Source organism: Paenibacillus sp. Soil522 (assembly GCF_001428245.1).
GTDB lineage: Bacteria > Bacillota > Bacilli > Paenibacillales > Paenibacillaceae > Pristimantibacillus.
In genome coordinates, this window is the sequence record NZ_LMRV01000110.1 from 150,351 (window position 1) to 166,319 (window position 15,969).

At 49.5% G+C, this 15,969-nt stretch carries 14 protein-coding genes and 1 riboswitch; of the genes, 9 read left to right on the top strand and 5 right to left on the bottom strand.

Features of this window, described 5'->3' with window-relative positions; translation table 11 throughout:
• Window positions 1-153 precede the first annotated feature (153 nt).
• Both ASG81_RS28950 and ASG81_RS28955 read left to right on the top strand, forming a co-directional pair.
• On the top strand, window positions 154-828 hold the full coding sequence (locus tag ASG81_RS28950; protein WP_056643112.1) for a response regulator transcription factor: 675 nt from the start codon (window positions 154-156) through the stop codon (window positions 826-828).
• Between the two features lie 4 nt (window positions 829-832).
• Complete coding sequence (locus ASG81_RS28955; RefSeq protein ID WP_056643114.1) at window positions 833-2,227, top strand: HAMP domain-containing sensor histidine kinase; 1,395 nt, start codon at window positions 833-835, stop codon at window positions 2,225-2,227.
• Between the two features lie 75 nt (window positions 2,228-2,302).
• Here the strand turns inward: ASG81_RS28955 and ASG81_RS28960 are convergent, their stop codons facing one another.
• The 3 genes from ASG81_RS28960 to ASG81_RS28970 form a co-directional block, all read right to left on the bottom strand.
• Entirely contained in the window at window positions 2,303-3,235 is a 933-nt protein-coding gene (locus tag ASG81_RS28960) for a proline dehydrogenase family protein (protein WP_056643118.1), read from the bottom strand.
• A 100-nt stretch (window positions 3,236-3,335) separates the two neighbouring features.
• Window positions 3,336-4,412: a phosphodiester glycosidase family protein gene (locus ASG81_RS28965; RefSeq protein ID WP_056643121.1), complete on the bottom strand. Its 1,077-nt coding sequence runs from the start codon at window positions 4,410-4,412 to the stop codon at window positions 3,336-3,338.
• Window positions 4,409-4,840: a hypothetical protein gene (locus tag ASG81_RS28970; protein WP_056643124.1), complete on the bottom strand. Its 432-nt coding sequence runs from the start codon at window positions 4,838-4,840 to the stop codon at window positions 4,409-4,411. Before ASG81_RS28970 ends, ASG81_RS28965 begins: the two co-directional genes overlap by 4 nt.
• Window positions 4,841-5,106: 266 nt before the next feature.
• Between ASG81_RS28970 and ASG81_RS28975 the strand changes: the two genes are divergently transcribed.
• The 3 genes from ASG81_RS28975 to ASG81_RS28985 all read left to right on the top strand — a co-directional run bounded on the left by ASG81_RS28975 (window position 5,107) and on the right by ASG81_RS28985 (window position 8,678).
• Window positions 5,107-6,861 carry a stalk domain-containing protein gene (locus ASG81_RS28975; protein ID WP_056643126.1) on the top strand — a complete coding sequence of 585 codons (1,755 nt, stop codon included), beginning with the start codon at window positions 5,107-5,109 and terminating at the stop codon, window positions 6,859-6,861.
• 121 nt (window positions 6,862-6,982) lie between these two features.
• A complete protein-coding gene (msrA, locus tag ASG81_RS28980) occupies window positions 6,983-7,978 on the top strand; it encodes a peptide-methionine (S)-S-oxide reductase MsrA (RefSeq protein WP_056643129.1) in 996 nt (331 codons plus the stop codon).
• A gap of 130 nt (window positions 7,979-8,108) precedes the next feature.
• Window positions 8,109-8,678, top strand: a complete 570-nt coding sequence (locus ASG81_RS28985) for a nitroreductase family protein (protein WP_056643132.1) — start codon at window positions 8,109-8,111, stop codon at window positions 8,676-8,678.
• A 67-nt stretch (window positions 8,679-8,745) separates the two neighbouring features.
• Here ASG81_RS28985 and ASG81_RS28990 read toward each other — a convergent pair whose 3' ends face one another.
• Together ASG81_RS28990 and ASG81_RS28995 are read right to left on the bottom strand one after the other, a co-directional pair.
• Window positions 8,746-9,426, bottom strand: a complete 681-nt coding sequence (locus tag ASG81_RS28990; RefSeq protein ID WP_056643135.1) for a GGDEF domain-containing protein — start codon at window positions 9,424-9,426, stop codon at window positions 8,746-8,748.
• A 329-nt stretch (window positions 9,427-9,755) separates the two neighbouring features.
• Window positions 9,756-11,033 (bottom strand): LysM peptidoglycan-binding domain-containing protein, encoded by a 1,278-nt coding sequence (locus tag ASG81_RS28995; RefSeq protein WP_056643138.1) that lies wholly within the window; start codon window positions 11,031-11,033, stop codon window positions 9,756-9,758.
• A gap of 503 nt (window positions 11,034-11,536) precedes the next feature.
• A riboswitch (purine riboswitch) is annotated at window positions 11,537-11,636 on the top strand.
• A 347-nt stretch (window positions 11,637-11,983) separates the two neighbouring features.
• Here ASG81_RS28995 and purE point away from each other — a divergent pair.
• The 4 genes from purE to ASG81_RS29020 are packed head-to-tail and all read left to right on the top strand — an operon-like array spanning window position 11,984 to window position 15,859.
• Window positions 11,984-12,469 (top strand): 5-(carboxyamino)imidazole ribonucleotide mutase, encoded by a 486-nt coding sequence (purE, locus tag ASG81_RS29005; protein ID WP_053377464.1) that lies wholly within the window; start codon window positions 11,984-11,986, stop codon window positions 12,467-12,469.
• Complete coding sequence (purK, locus tag ASG81_RS29010) at window positions 12,466-13,641, top strand: 5-(carboxyamino)imidazole ribonucleotide synthase (RefSeq protein ID WP_056643144.1); 1,176 nt, start codon at window positions 12,466-12,468, stop codon at window positions 13,639-13,641. The genes purE and purK overlap by 4 nt, the downstream gene beginning before the upstream one ends.
• A 7-nt stretch (window positions 13,642-13,648) precedes the next feature.
• Window positions 13,649-14,944, top strand: coding sequence for an adenylosuccinate lyase (gene purB / locus ASG81_RS29015; RefSeq protein WP_056643147.1), 1,296 nt, complete (start codon window positions 13,649-13,651; stop codon window positions 14,942-14,944).
• A 15-nt stretch (window positions 14,945-14,959) separates the two neighbouring features.
• Window positions 14,960-15,859 carry a phosphoribosylaminoimidazolesuccinocarboxamide synthase gene (locus ASG81_RS29020; RefSeq protein WP_056643151.1) on the top strand — a complete coding sequence of 300 codons (900 nt, stop codon included), beginning with the start codon at window positions 14,960-14,962 and terminating at the stop codon, window positions 15,857-15,859.
• Window positions 15,860-15,969: the final 110 nt, after the last annotated feature.

Sequence of the window (15,969 nt, forward strand, 5' to 3'; positions counted from 1 at the left end):
GCCGCCTCTAAGAGGTGGCTTGTGCTATGTTCAATTCTATATGGTAATTATTTCTCTGGATTGACGTGGCAAGAGGTTTGATCTAAGATATATATATGTAACTGATAATGATTATCATTATAATTTGCATGCAGATTTATGGGGGTTAATCGAATGCGAATTTTATTGGTTGAGGATGAAGCAAAGGTAGCACGCTTTATATCACAAGGGTTAAAAGAGCATAATTATGTTGTAGACGTGGCGAGTGATGGTGACATGGCATCCGAATTTACTTATGTGGAAGATTATGATCTTTTGATCGTGGATATTATGATTCCAAAAAAAAATGGGATTCGGTTTATTAGGGAATTACGGTCGAATGGAATAAACACTCCTGTTCTCATTTTAAGCGCCAAAGATTCCGTGGAGGATAAGGTAGAGGGACTCGATACGGGAGCGGACGATTTTATGACAAAACCGTTTGCTTTTTCGGAGCTGCTTGCCCGTATCCGTTGTCTGCTGCGGCGGAATCAAGAGAATGCCTCCCCTTGTTTACAAGTTGCGGACCTGACGCTGAATCCTTCCACGCGGGAAGTGATTAGGGGCGGGCGCCACATTTTTACGACAAATAAGGAATATACCATCCTGGAATTTATGATGCGAAATGTAGGCAGGATTTTGTCCCGGACGTTAATTCTCGAGCATGTATGGATGGATTCTTACAATACGGGAACGAATGTGGTCGATGTTTACATTAATCATTTGAGAAATAAAATTGACAAGGATTTTGATATGAAGCTAATCCAAACGGTTTATAGTGTCGGCTATGTCATTAAAGGAGAAGAATAAAGCGATGATTTTTCCCAAGAGTATGAGCCGGAAGGTTGCAACCTGGCACTCTATTGTCTTTATTTCGATTTTATCTCTATTTAGCGTATTGTTATATCTTACATTTTCCAGTTCGTTAACCAAAGAAGTGGATTCGAAGTTGGCCAGAGAGGGCGGCAGAATTTCGTATTATATTGAGAATGGATATTCGTCTTCTAAAATCGAAGAATATATGAATGGATTGCCTGTTTCAGCACCAATTAACGAAGAAGAGATGTACTGGCAAATCGAAAACGACCAGGGAAAAGTCATCGCAGCCTCACAAAATCTGCACGGTCAACGCATCGACGTCTCTGGAACTTTGGAGAAGATTGGCGAAAATATTTTCAGCTGGGATCCCGAGCTGAATGGAATACCGCTTCGTGCGATGTCCCTCCCGCTGATATCAACAAATAAATTGAATTGCAGAATTACGGTTGCTACATCCGACGGGATACGGCATTTTGCCATCGATCAGTTGCGGAACATTATTATCATCTGCAATTTCGGATTCGTAGGAATTTCAATCGTAATGGGATGGCTGATTTCGAAAAAAACATTGCGGCCGATTCAAAAAATAATCACTACTACCAATAAAATTACGGCAACAAACCTGCATGAGCGGTTGCCTATTGAAGGACCGGAAGATGAATTGCAGGTGCTGTCGAAAACGTTAAACGGCATGATCGATAGGTTAGAAACTTCTTTTGCCCAAATCCAGCGGTTTACCTCCGATGTGTCCCATGAGCTTCGCACTTCCTTAACGATTATCCGTGGAGAATTGGACGTTGCTTTAATCAGAAATAGATCAGAAGAAAAATATAAGCTTGTGCTTCATTCCGTTTTGGAAGAGGTTATCTATTTATCCGATATGGTAGGGAAATTTTTATATTTATCAAAGACGTCAAATCCAAACCAGATAGAGCTGAAAAAGATTGACGGAACGCAATTATTTCAATATGTAACCAATCATTTATGGTCATTGACAGTAAAAAAACAAATAGAGCTGCATGTGCGGATCCCAGATTCATTTACTCTAAACGGAGATGAAGATCTGCTTCGAAGATTATTTATTAATTTAATTGAAAATGCAATTAAATACTCTCCTGAAGGCGGAGCAGTCGAAATAAAAGCATATAGTAAAAATGAATTTATCCGGATTGAGGTGACGGATAACGGGATCGGAATTCCCGAGGAGCATTTGCCCTTTATATTTCAACGTTTCTACCGGGCAGATGATTCGCGAACAAGGAGCCAAGGCGGAAGCGGATTGGGTTTGTCTTTGTGCAAGTGGATTGCAGACGTTCACCAAGGAACGATTGAAATCCGCAGCAAGACAGATCAGGGAACGACGGTCATCGTCAATTTGCTTGCCGGTTAGCGATGTAAGCAGAGGACATGTGCCTGGCTGATATACGTATGAAAAAAAAGCGCCGGAGCCGCCGCAGGAGCGGCTTCAGCGCTTGAGACCGGACATATTTTTGAGCACCAGCATCAGGTTTGCAGGCTTCTCGGCAAGCCGGCGGGTGAAATAAGGATACCACATGACGCCGTAAGGGACGTAGCAGCGGATGCGGTAGCCCTCTTTGGCCAGCCGGACCTGCTCATTCATCCGAAGACCGTAAAGCATCTGAAATTCGAATGCGTTTTTAGAAATCCGATGCGTACGCGCATAAGCCTTCACCCAGCTGATGATCGCATCGTCATGCGAGGCGATCGCCGTATAAACGCCTTTGTCCAAATGAAGCTTGATCATGCTTTTAAAGCTGGCTATGACCTCGTCCGCCTTCTGATAAGCGACCTCGTCCGATTCTTTATAGGCGCCCTTTACGAGGCGAAGGCTTATGCGCGCTTGCAGCATATCCTTGACGTCCTGCTCTGTCCGGAATAAATAAGCCTGCAGCACGGTTCCGACATTCGTTAATCCTTCGGTATGAAGCCGTTTTACGATATCGAGCGTCGCCTGCGTGTAAGGCGTATTTTCCATGTCGATCCGAACGAAGTTTCGGTGGCGTCTCGCATGCTTTACCACATCCCGAATATTTGCATAGCACGCCTCTTGGTCCAGAGCGAGTCCCATTTGGGTCGGCTTTAGCGATACGTTAGAGCTTGCTTTGCTGGCGGCAATGCCTTCGATAAGCTTTAAATACTGCTCTTTGTATGCGGCAGACTCGCTTATATCCCGGATGCCTTCGCCAAGATGATCGAGCGTAGCCATAATTCCGAGCTTGCCGAGCACCTTGATTTCCGCTAAAGCCTCCTCAAGCGTTTCCCCTGCAATAAACCTGCTGGCGAGCCTTTTGCCAAAGGTCGTTGAAAGCTTCTCTATAAGCGGAATTCCTGTAATCGTCAATAATGACTTGCGATACCACTTCGATCCGATGCCCATCAGAGTTGCTCCTTTCCAAAAAGCGTTAGTAGGAGTCTGATTCAAGGTGTCCATTATTAGTATATTCAAAAATCATAGTTATCGCGCTATGCAAGCCTGATTATTTAAAAAACAGAAAGTGTGTCGGCAGCTTGCGAAGCTGTCCGTCAGAAGGCTTATTAATGACGCGGCCGTTAAAAATGAGCGAGGAAGAGCCGCCGCCATCCAGGTTGTAGCCGTCAACGGCGCCATAGCGCTGCAGCAAGATCTGCATTTCGCCCAGCGTAGCGCCGGAGCTTCCGGATTCGTTGTACCCGTCAGCCACGAGAAACAGCAGCTGGTCATCCTTATAGTTGGCGATAATGGTTCGGGGAGCGCGCTTCGGGCTAGTTTGCCATTTGGCCGGAATGGGCTGCAAAGCTCCGCCGCGCATCAAGACGGGCACAAAGGATGCTCCGAACTTCGGATTTTGAGCATCGAGCTGCTGCCGGCTCGCGAATTTCCCGCCGATCAGCTTATTCTTATCGTTTAGGCCGACAAAAAACAGATCCGCATGAGGCGGCTCAAAGCTTGTGGCATAGCTGCCGTCAACGATGGTCGTGCTCAGCGGGTATCTCTTGCCGCGGCCATCAGCAAAGCCGCCTGCATTAATGCCCGCGACAGCGTTGTGACGATTCACGGCGGCGAGCGTTGTCTCCGCCTTGCCGAGCTCATCTCCGCCAAGCGACATAGTCATCGCGTCACTGCTCTTCAGCTTCACCTTGAGCGCATACGCCGAGAAGTTTTCCGCTTTTATGTAAAAAAGCTGAGCTCTCAGCTTTTCCGATTCGAGTGCAGCCGCGGGATTGCCCAGCCTGCTGGTGATCTTGCGGTCGTATAGGATCAGCGGTCTCACCGCTTGCGTTGCGGCTATGGACGAGATTTTCGCCATTTCGGCATTTGTTTGCTTATACAGCTTTAATTGCTTTTGAATGGATTCACGAGTTTGCGACGCGGTTTCCTGGGCGTGATCAAGGCCTGATGCGGCAGGTGTAATATCGGCTTCAGGGATTCGTGCCTGTTCGGTTACAGGCAGCGGAAACGCTTCTTCAGATAATTGGATGACAATATCGGATAGCAGCAGCCAAATCATAATGCCGAGAAAAGGCGCAATGGCAAGCAGCGCTGTACGGTTTAATGCTTTAACGGTGATGTTCATTTGAGCAGATCCAAGTTCTTCTGCAGCTCGTTCAGCTGCTTCTTCACTTCGTTCAATTGCGTGTACAGCTTATTGCTGTTGTCGGTTTTGGAATCTGCGTTATCCTTCGTGAACGTAAGCAGCTCATTCAGCGCATCGACCTTGGCCTTCAGCTCGGCAAGACCGGAAGTGTAGCCCGTCTCCAGCTCAAGCATGCGAGCCTCGTAGTCTTTCTGCATCGCCGAAATTTGACTGGCGGTTTGCCGCTCCAGATCCGCAGACAACGTCTGCTGAATCCGGTCCGTATACCATTTGGCCCCTAGTATGCCTGAGCATATGATCATGAGCCATACGAAGACGAAAAGGAGGAAGGTCCTATTTCCTTTCTTTTTTCGTGTCTTATTGTCGTATTGGCTTGCAGTGCGTTGTTCTAAAATCAAATCATTCATTCTATCCATTCACCTCTCTTGTTGGTCACTTGCATGAAAGATCGGATGAACGAACTGCAAGCATTAGGGTTCATAACTTTAGACATCAATCGACGCTGAATAGTTGCGTATGTCATCTTATTGTAACAAAGAGAGGAATGGATGTCCCCCATGACATGTGGGAATTTCTTGTAAATTTTGAACTTCAGCGGAACATTCTTTCCCTTTGCTGCGTCTAACCCTACGGAATGCGGCAGACCATGCTGCAAAATTGGAAGGAGAACAGGATGAATAGAGAGAGATGGATTAAGCGAACGGCCAGGCAAGTAATCGCAGCAAGCTTGCTGGTTTCACTTGTGGGCACAGGATTTGGGTCGAAGGAAGAGGTATATGCAGCGGAGCGTCAGCCTGTAAATCTGGCATTTGTTCACGGTTCGAAACAAATGACATTCAATGGCAAGGTACAGAATATGACGACGCCGCTGCCGATTGTAAAAGGAGTCACGATGATTCCGGTTCGTACGATTGCGAGCTCGGTAGGTGCAAGGGTATATAATGACAATAAGGGCACTCATATCGATACCTATTTTAATAAAGTGACGCTTAACATCAATATGCGCGGCGCCCGCCGCAACGGCAGTTACGTTCTGCTGCCTGCAGCGGCGATGCGGATTAACGATACGATGCACGTGCCTTTGTCCGCGGTTAAGCAGCTGTGGAACGCAGGCTATGTGTTCAATGCGCAGCTTAAGCAAATAAGCATAACGATTCAGCCGGATCCAAACGTTGCTCCGGTAGCGGATTTTAAGGCGCCGCTTGAGGTGAGGCTTGGCGAGCCAGTGGAATTTGAGGATCTTAGCTACGATCCGGACGGCAAGATCATCAAGACGGAATGGACAGGACGCAAGAGCGCGTATTTTGAACCGGGCTTTTATACGGTTACGCAATCCGTTTACGATAATGAAGGCACTTGGAGCGAGAAAAAAGAGCAAATAATTAACGTTATCGACGAAGTGATGTATACGCCTTATGAATACTACATGCGCTACGGTAATCCGGGCGACAAGTTCGCGTTAGACGCGAAGCTGATGAATACCTTTAAAGAGGTTGCTACGTTTGAGACTAAGGGACACACAACCTTGTACATGTCCAATGCGCCGGAGCGGTTTTTCGGCGAAGGCCTCTTATATGAGGATGTGCTGGACAGTCCGAGCCGTATATTCCTTCACCATCGGAATGGTACGCAAGAGAGGATGAAGCTGGCTGTCATCGTTACGAACACACAAAGTGAAACCGTTAAGCTAACGCTGGGCAACCGGGGCTTGGCGGGGCCAAGCGTAAACGCGATGCAATTCGGTTCCGCTGCGGTGACGAGATACTTAACGGGGAGCGCGCCGCGCGAGCTGATCTTGGAGCCGGGCACATCAGCAGTGCTGCTGCCTGAGCTGGAGAAAATCATTATGAATCCGGATGAAGGTTTTTCCGGCTTGATGGACGTAGATATGGATGGCCCGTTAACCTTTTCGGCGATGGCCCTGAGAGAGACGACGGATGGGCTCAGTTCCGTGTTTATGCTGGAGGAGCTGGAGAAGGTCGGAAATCGCGGCTTATTTCTTGATACGGACCAGTATATAGATGTAACGGAGACGGTTGGCCTTAAGGAGAGCAAGCTCCGTATCGGCAGCCGTGGAACGAGCATGGTAGGCGAGGATGCGCTGACCGGCGGACTGACTTACAACGGAGGCGAATACGGAGCTGTTACGACGGTCAGGCTCAAGGATGTCGCATATGGAACCCGGATTATTTTGAACCCGCGCGCGGGCATTTTCCAAGGCGCGGTTTCCGTAAACGGGAAGGTTGTAGCCGTGCCGACAGGAGGGCATTTGAACCTTGGCGAAGGGGCATTGATTTATACGCAGAAGAAGCCGGAGGGCGCTGTAGGATTACAGGCACCGCCGGAGGTGACGATCAAATATACATCACCGGGAGCAAGCTCATTACCGATATTATTCGTATTTATTCCAGGCTCGAATTTTGACTAACAATCGTATGGAGGATGCGCCGCTTACGGGCGGCGGTCCTCCTTTTTTTGTTGTCGGCGTCCGTCGTCATGTATAATAGAGATGTTAATTATGAATCGAACCAATTAGGAGGGGGATCAGTATGGATCAACCAATCAACAATAACGGCGCGAGCCGAATAGAGTCAAAAGCCATGTTCGCAGGAGGCTGCTTCTGGTGTATGGTTACACCGTTCGAAGAAATGCCCGGCATTATTTCTGTCGTATCCGGCTACACGGGCGGACACACGGTAAACCCAACCTACCAGGAGGTTTGCTCAGAGACAACGGGTCATGCGGAGGCTGTACAAATTACGTATGATCCGCAAATATTCCCCTACGAGAAGCTGCTGGATATTTTCTGGAGGCAAATCGATCCGACCGATGCAGGCGGTCAGTTTCATGACCGTGGCGAATCGTACAGGACCGGCATCTACTATTATGATGAGAGGCAGCGTGAGCTGGCCGAGGCTTCGAAGCAGGAGCTTGAGGCGAGCGGCCGCTTCGACCGCCCGATCGTGACGGAAATTAAGCCTGCGCAAACCTTTTATCCGGCAGAGGACTATCATCAGGGGTACCACAAAACAAATCCTTATCGTTACAAAATGTACCGCAAAGGCTCGGGCCGCGACGCATTTATAGCGCAAAACTGGACGATTAAGAAGGATAAGGAAGAGCTCAAACAGCGCCTGACACAGGTCCAGTACGAAGTGACGCAAAACAACGGGACGGAGCGCCCGTTCACCGGCGAATACTGGGATCACACCGAGGACGGCATTTATGTGGACATCGTTTCGGGAGAGCCGCTGTTCAGCTCCCGCGACAAATACGATGCGGGCTGCGGCTGGCCGAGCTTCACGAAGCCGCTGCAGGCATCGGCCGTTTCAGAGCACACGGACACTTCGCATTATATGGTAAGGGTTGAGGTTCGCAGCAAAGAGGGCGATTCCCATCTCGGCCATGTGTTCGATGACGGACCGAAGCCGGGAGGACTCCGGTACTGCATTAACTCCGCATCGCTGCGGTTTGTCGGCAAGGCTGATCTGGAGCGGGAAGGGTACGGCGAGTACCTGCATTTGTTCAAATATAAGAATTTATAAGTTTCACATTTATAAATAAGCTTATATTTCACCGTGAAACGAGCTGTTGCCGCCAAAGGACGGCGACAGCCGTTTACGCTTGGAGTGATGAGATGGGGTATAAAGTTGTTGAATCGGGGAGATGCGGAAAATGAACGTTGAAGAAGCGATTCGCACACGGAGAACGATAGGGAGAGTGAAGAAGGACCCGGTTGATCGCGCTCTTATTGAAAGGCTGCTCGACGCGGCGGCTTGGGCGCCCAGTCATCATAATACGCAGCCGTGGTCGTTTATCGTCATGACAGGTGAAGGAAGAGCAAGGCTTGGTGAAGGCTACGCGCGCGTAGCCGCTGCAGCTGTTCCTGAGCTGAGCGGCCAGACGCTTGAGGAGCGTTTGGCAAAGGAGCGTATGAAAGCGTACCGGGCACCGGTCGTCATTGCTGCCGTATGCTCGCCTTCGGATGATCCGCGCGCGGTGCTGGCAGAAGAGCTTGCCGCCGCTCAAGCAGCGGTGCAAAATCTGCTGCTCGCAGCGCATGCGAATGGACTTGGCGCGATTTGGCGATCCGGTGATCCGATGTATCATCCGCTTATGAAAGAAAATTTCGGGCTTAGCGGCGGGCAGCATATCGTAGGCTTTATTTATATCGGTTATCCGGACATGACAGCGCCACAGCCGCAGCGTATTCCAGCTACTGCGAAGACGGTATGGCTGGTGTAGGAAATGAAAAAAGGGGTGCCTAGTAAGTCGTTATGACTTCCGGGGCACCCTTTGCCGGCTATAGCAGTTATCGGATAGGAGCGGTAGTTACTAATTCCGATTTTTGTTGATATGACTTTTCATGTTTTATGACATACATATTTTTGTCTGCTATCGTTATCAATTCATCTATCTCCAGCGCATCATTCGGATAAACAGAAGCGCCTATCGATAGAGAAAGCTCTAAATTAAATTTCATCGACAATTCCAGCAATTGCGCCTCAATTTTACTTTGAATCGTATAAGCATCCATTTTATTTGTATAGGGGGCAACAATAAGAAATTCATCTCCGCCCCAACGCGTAACAAAAACCGGTTTTTTTGTACAGCCTTTAAAAAGCGCAGCAATACTTTTTAAAACGTTATCCCCCATATTATGCCCATATTTGTCATTGATCTGTTTAAAGCGGTCTACGTCCACGACAAATAAACTTAATTGCTTTTTTTTCTGGTCCATCTTTGCTAGAAGCTTAGGCAATGTATTCAAGGCATATCTCCGGGTATAGCTCTGGGTCAGAAAATCTTTCTCTGAATAAAACTTCGCAATATCATAGTTTTTGCCTAAAAACCAACCAAATGTAATGTAAAGTATTGCACATGCAATATAGATGTTGTCTATGTTCCCATAGGCCAGATTTGAATAGAAGATTAAGAACATCCAACTGATGAATGCCAGTATCGGCAGCCCTATTCTACCGGTGTATTTCATGAATGACCATCCCCTATCCCATGTATGTACTTTGAGCATGTCTGCGGGTATTGCTAAATATCTCAATCGACTAGAATAGCTCTGTCCTCCGTATCCCACAGACCATGAATTGCGGGGGATGCCACTGCCAACCAAAGTAGGTCATTTTTCCTAGCTTGCGATGATTACGATTTATTTCGACATATTTCCCGAAAATCCTTTAAGCTGTTTATATTTTTTGTCGATTGCTTGGGTTGCAAGACAGTCAGGTTTGCTATAAGAGAAAACAGAAAAAAGGGATGCCGGTTATCCGTGATAACCAGAATCCCTGTTTATGTAAATAGAGAAATTTAAACAAGCTTTTTAATCGTAAAGTTTGCATGCAGCGCATACCAGTTTTGCGGGAACGGAACCCCGAGCACCCAGTAGCTGACGCCGCGCAAATGGAATGTTTTTACGATGTTGAACTTGGCCTGTACGCTCCGGGCATCCTCGAACCAGACGACATGCTCGCGGCCTTCCTTATCATAATAGTTGAAATAGGGCGATTGGCTTTCGGCATCGTATTTGATGTTCGCACCGTATTGGTTAGCAAGGTTCACCGCTGCTTTCGAACTGACGGTTGACGCCCACTTCGCCCCTTGCACATATGGCAGCGTCCAATCATAGCCGTATAACGGCATGCCCATTATGATTTTTTGCGGCGGCATAACACTAAGGGCATAGCTCACCACTTTAACGACTTCATTGAGCGGGGCAACGGCCATGGGATGGCCGCCGGCCCAGCCCCATTCGTAGGTCATCAACACGACAAAATCAACGATTCGGCCATGTGCCGCATAATCATGCGCCTCGTAGAGCGTGCCTTTCTGACCGGCGCTAAGCTTTGGGGCGAGGCAGGTGGATACGAGATAATTTTGCGGATGCAGGCTGTCCACGAGATTTTGCAAGAAAACGTTATACAGCTCGCGGTCGGCGGGAGGCACGTATTCGAAATCAACATGGAGCGCCCGATAGCCTTTTTGTTTCATCGTCGCGAGAATGTTTGCGATAAGCTGCTGCTGAAGAGCGGGATTAGCCAATACGGCATGAGCGATTTCCGGGTTGAAATTGCCATTTTCGAAATTTGAAATGACCATCATCGGAGCCGCGCGCTTCTCGCAGGCTTTATGGATAAGGGCTGAATCATCTAAAACCGCAAAGGTGCCGTCCGCCTGTATGCGGTAGCTGAAAGGGCTTAAATACGTTAAGTATGGGCCGAATTCGTCGACGATTTCAATGCCGGCGGGCCCGAATTTCTCCGTGTAAGCATTGACCTCGATCGTTGGCCGTGCAGCCTGCGGGATCTCGATCGTCTGTCCGGGGTGGATGAGGGCGGGATTGGCGATCTGGTTCGCCGCAACCAGCTCCTGAAGCGTAATGCCGTATCGCTGGGCGATCAGCCACAGCGTTTCACCTGCACGTACCTTATGGCGGCTTACTTCACTCGGAATAATAACCGATTGACCGATGACGAGCATATTCTGATCGTCCATTTCGTTCGCATCAGCGATATCATTTATGAAGACTTCGTATTTTTGAGCAAGTTTATAAAGCGAATCGCCCTTTTGCACGACATGAATTTGCACCCTTGCCGAACCTCCTTTTCGAATCCAAACCTATTGCCTGCACGGCTTCGTCGCCTTTTCGCTGCGTATGCCAATAACTCTCCAATATAACCATATTCAAAAAGAACTGTTCCTAGTCAGTTAAATGATAAGGAACGGCTTATGATCCAGAGCACTTTCACAAGCCTTCGGCTTCAGGTTGAAGCCGTCTGGATTTTGGGCAGAAAAAAATGCAGCAGGAAGGGGAAGTAATGGCGAGTAATGGGAATAATACGGGAATAGGAAAGAAATAACGGGTTCGCAGCATGCAAGAATAGCGGCGCGCATAAAAAATACGGTTTGTAAGTCGAATGACAAGAGGTGAATCACCTTATTTTGGGTATACAGTACTGAATTTCCGGTTATTTTATTTAAAAAAACGAACCTTTATAGAACATTCACTTTTAATGTTCGTATTTCATTGACAGTAGTTTGGGGATTAGATAAACTAGAATAGGTTTGAGACGGAATGATTATTTTCTAATTAATTTCATTTAAAGTCATCTCGTATATATTTGGGATAAGGCCCGAATGTTTCTACCCGGAAACCTTAATTTTCGGACTACGAGCAAGATGAAACGACAAGCGAGACCGAGCCTCATGAATCGGCTGACGATAGCAAGGTTCGGATCTCCATAAAGCAAGTTCTCAGCATATAGATGCCCTTTCAATTGGACATAGGTTGCCTCTCTTACGGGGCAGCCTACTGTTGTCTCCCGGGCATTGCGGCGCAGCTTGCAGGTTTCATCGAAGTGAAGCTTGATTGGCCTCGGATTCGCAAGAATGCAGGCCAGTTCCTTACGCTTCCGCTCCGGTCCTGCGGCATCCTCCATAATATGGTTGCTGGCGGGCTTTTTCTATTTTTGTTGCTTTAAGTCATTTAGCTGGTTTAAATGGTTTATCATCTTATATATGAAAGTGGGTTTGATCGCATGTCTGCGAAGGTGGGCGTCATCATGGGCAGCAAATCGGATTGGGATACAATGAAACTAGCCTGCGACGTTCTGGAGGAATTGCAAATTCCTTATGAGAAAAAGGTCGTTTCGGCGCATCGGACGCCGGATTTAATGTTTGAATACGCGGAAACTGCAGTAGAACGCGGGCTTAAGGTGATTATCGCCGGGGCTGGCGGAGCTGCACATTTACCCGGCATGGTCGCTGCGAAGACGATTTTGCCGGTTATTGGCGTTCCCGTGAAATCATCGAATTTGAGCGGGCTTGATTCTCTGCTCTCCATCGTTCAAATGCCGGGCGGTATTCCGGTAGCAACGGTTGCGATCGGCAATGCGGGCGGAACGAACGCGGGACTGCTTGCAGCGCAAATGCTCGGAGCATTCGATCCGGAGGTGCAAGCGCGCGTGGAAGCGCGCCGCGAGCGCATCAAACAGGAAGTGCTGGAAAGCAGTGAAACGCTATGAGCAATGATTCGGACAAGCAGCAGGCGAAGACGCTGCTGCCGGGCGGCACGATCGGCATCCTTGGCGGCGGCCAGCTTGGCCGGATGATGGCGAATGCGGGCAGTGCGATGGGCTACCGGTTCATCGCGCTTGACCCGACGCCGGATTCGCCGGCAGGACAGGTGACGGAGCAAATCGTTGCGGCCTACGACAATCGCGAGGCGGCCCGTGAGCTTGCAAAGCGTTCGGATGTCATTACGTACGAATTTGAAAATGTAGACGCCGGCGTGGCAGCGATGCTAATGGCTGAATCGTATGTGCCGCAAGGCAGCGAGCTGCTATATACGACGCAGCATCGGCTGCGCGAGAAGCGAGCAATCGAAGCGGCCGGGGTGCGGGTTGCTCCGTATCGCGAAATTCGCAGTACGGACGAGCTTCGGGAGGCCGTCGCAGCCTTCGGTATGCCATGCGTGCTGAAGACGGCTATGGGCGGCTATGACGGCAAGGGTCAGTGGGTCATCCGCAGCGCAGATGAAATCGAGGAAGCGTACGATACGCTCTCGCGCGCGAAAGTCCAGCTTGTGCTCGAGCAGTTTATCCGCTTCGACAAGGAATTATCGGTTATAGCGGCGAGAAATCCGCAGGGTGAAATAAAAGCTTTCCCTGTTGCGGAAAATATACACGTCGATAATATATTGCATTTGTCTATCGTTCCCGCAAGAATCAGCACGGATCTGCAGCGTGAAGCGGAACGGCTGGCGATGCGGATTGCTGAGGGACTTGGGGTAGTCGGCTTGATTGCAGTGGAGCTGTTTGTTACAGCGGAAGGCGAGCTGTTCGTGAACGAGCTTGCGCCTCGCCCGCATAACAGCGGACACTACACGATGGAGGCTTGCCGGACGTCGCAGTTTGAGCAGCATGTTCGCGCCGTATGCAATCTGCCGCTTGGCGATACGACGCTGATGAGTCCGGTCGTAATGGTCAATGTGCTCGGCCAGCATGTTGAACCGCTTCTTGCGCGGATGGGACGCCTTGATGAATCGGCTGAGCGACTGAAGGTGTCGCCGAAGGTGCATTTGTACGGGAAGAAGGAAGCAGTTGTGAAGCGGAAGATGGGACATGTCAACGTTCTGGCAGAGAATACGGACGCTGCACTTAGCTGGATTGAAGAAACAACTATTTGGAAGGTGTGAATAATTAATGTTAGAGCGTTACAGCAGACCGGAAATGAGAGAGATTTGGACAGAGGAAAACAAATTTAGAGCATGGCTGGAGGTTGAGCTTTGCGCATGCGAGGCTTGGTCCGAGCTGGGTGCTATACCGAAGGAAGACGTAGTGGCGCTTCGCGCTTCCGCTGACTTCGACATTGACCGCATTTACGAAATCGAGCAGGATACCCGCCATGACGTAATCGCGTTTACGCGCGCTGTATCGGAGAAAGCGGGCCCGGAGGGCAAATGGGTGCATTACGGCCTGACTTCCACAGACGTTGTGGATACAGCGATCGGCTACCTGCTGCTTCAAGCGAACGAAATTCTCGTCAAAGACATCGAGCGTTTTATCGAAATTTTGAAAAACAAAGCGCTGCAATACAAAGATACGCCAATGATGGGCCGTACGCACGGCGTGCATGCGCAGCCAACGACCTTCGGTCTGAAAATGGCGCTTTGGTACGAGGAAATGAAGCGTAACCTGGAGCGTTTCCACCATGCCGCTCAGGGCGTGCAGTTCGGTAAAATGTCCGGCGCCGTAGGAACCTTCGCAGACATCGATCCATTTGTTGAAGAGTTCGTTTGTAAGAAGCTCGGCATTTCCGCCGCTCCAATCTCGACACAAACGCTTCAGCGTGACCGTCATGCTGAATATATGGCGACATTGGCGCTAGTCGCTTCGTCGCTCGACAAATTCGCAACCGAAATCCGCGCTTTGCAGAAGAGTGAATTCCGTGAAGTCGAAGAGCCGTTCGCGAAAGGTCAAAAAGGTTCTTCCGCAATGCCGCATAAGCGCAACCCGATCGGCTGCGAGAACATTTCCGGCTTGGCCCGCGTTATTCGCGGACATATGGTCACAGCTTATGAGAATGTAACACTCTGGCATGAACGCGATATTAGCCACTCGTCCGTTGAACGTATTATTTTGCCGGATGCAACGATGCTGCTTAACTACATGCTGAACCGTTTGGGCAATATCATCAACAACCTGACTGTGTTCCCGGAAAACATGAAGCGCAACATGCAAGCGACATACGGCGTACCGTTCTCGGGACGCGTTTTGACAAAGCTGATCGATAAGGGCTTTAGCCGTGAGAAAGCTTATGACACGGTGCAGCCGCGCGCGATGCAGGCTTGGGAAACCCAACGCCAATTCCGCGATATCATCGGCGAGACCGAGGAAATTACGAGCGTGCTGACTGCCGAAGAAATCGATGATGCTTTCAATCCGGCATGGCATTTGAAGCATGTCAATACGATTTTCACACGTTTGGGATTGATCTAAGGGGAGGCTGGCCTGATGACTGCACCAACGCAAGCACTATCGACGGCTGTCGATTATATTAAAGCTCCGCTAATTTACAAAGGCAAGGTCCGTGAGCTTTACGATCTGGGCGAGCATCTCCTGATCGTCGTAACCGACCGCATCTCCGCGTTCGACTACGTGCTTGACCCGGCCGTTCCCGACAAAGGCAACGTTTTGAACCGGCTATCCGCTTATTGGTTCGAGCAAACGGCCGATATTCAAGTCAATCACGTCGTTCATACCGATGTAGAGAAGCTTGGCGACCTCGTAACGGAGCCCGAGCTGCTGAAAAATCGTATTATGGTTACGCGCAAAGCGGAGCGTATCGATATCGAATGTGTCGTTCGAGGCTATATCACGGGCGGCGGTTGGAGACAATACCAGCAAACGTCTGCGATCAACGGAATTGGGCTTCCGGCTGGCTTGCGCAAAAACGAACGTTTTCCTGCGCCCATCTTCACGCCGGCAGCGAAAAACGACGTAGGCCACGACGAGGACATCCCGTTCGAGAAAATGGCGGAAATGGTCGGCGCTGAGCTCGCTGAAGAGCTGCGCGACCGCAGCATCAAGCTGTACGAATTTGCTCACGGCTATTGCGCCGAGCACGGAATTATTCTTGCCGATTGTAAATTCGAATTCGGACTAATTGACGGTAAAGTCATCCTGATCGACGAAATCTTTACGCCGGATTCCTCTCGTTTCTGGGCCGAAGGAAACTACGCCCTGGACATCGAGATCGACAGCATGGACAAAGAACCGGTGCGCACGTACCTGCTCGGCTCCGACTGGGACCGCGACAGCAAGCCGGCGCCATTGCCTGAATCGGTAGTAGCCGAAACGACGGCCCGCTACCGTGACATCTACCGCCGTCTGACTGGCGTTGAGCTGGCGTAATGGCTGCTCTCAAAGCACGTGCCGCTCGTTGAGCGGCATGAGCGGCTTGAATTGCGGTAAATAAAGGCGCTATTCCTTAAGCAGCGTATGCGATTAGTGAAGTAACGGTA

Excerpts from the sequence above, each read along its gene's own strand:
- purB (WP_056643147.1), top strand. The coding sequence starts at position 13,649 with ATGTTAGAGCGTTACAGCAGACCGGAAATGAGAGAGATTTGGACAGAG.
- ASG81_RS28955 (WP_056643114.1), top strand. The coding sequence starts at position 833 with ATGATTTTTCCCAAGAGTATGAGCCGGAAGGTTGCAACCTGGCACTCT.
- ASG81_RS28965 (WP_056643121.1), bottom strand. The coding sequence starts at position 4,412 with ATGAACATCACCGTTAAAGCATTAAACCGTACAGCGCTGCTTGCCATT.
- ASG81_RS28970 (WP_056643124.1), bottom strand. The coding sequence starts at position 4,840 with ATGAATGATTTGATTTTAGAACAACGCACTGCAAGCCAATACGACAAT.
- ASG81_RS28950 (WP_056643112.1), top strand. The coding sequence starts at position 154 with ATGCGAATTTTATTGGTTGAGGATGAAGCAAAGGTAGCACGCTTTATA.
- msrA (WP_056643129.1), top strand. The coding sequence starts at position 6,983 with ATGGATCAACCAATCAACAATAACGGCGCGAGCCGAATAGAGTCAAAA.
- ASG81_RS28990 (WP_056643135.1), bottom strand. The coding sequence starts at position 9,426 with ATGAAATACACCGGTAGAATAGGGCTGCCGATACTGGCATTCATCAGT.
- purE (WP_053377464.1), top strand. The coding sequence starts at position 11,984 with ATGTCTGCGAAGGTGGGCGTCATCATGGGCAGCAAATCGGATTGGGAT.
- ASG81_RS28985 (WP_056643132.1), top strand. The coding sequence starts at position 8,109 with ATGAACGTTGAAGAAGCGATTCGCACACGGAGAACGATAGGGAGAGTG.
- ASG81_RS28960 (WP_056643118.1), bottom strand. The coding sequence starts at position 3,235 with ATGGGCATCGGATCGAAGTGGTATCGCAAGTCATTATTGACGATTACA.
- ASG81_RS28975 (WP_056643126.1), top strand. The coding sequence starts at position 5,107 with ATGAATAGAGAGAGATGGATTAAGCGAACGGCCAGGCAAGTAATCGCA.
- ASG81_RS29020 (WP_056643151.1), top strand. The coding sequence starts at position 14,960 with ATGACTGCACCAACGCAAGCACTATCGACGGCTGTCGATTATATTAAA.
- purK (WP_056643144.1), top strand. The coding sequence starts at position 12,466 with ATGAGCAATGATTCGGACAAGCAGCAGGCGAAGACGCTGCTGCCGGGC.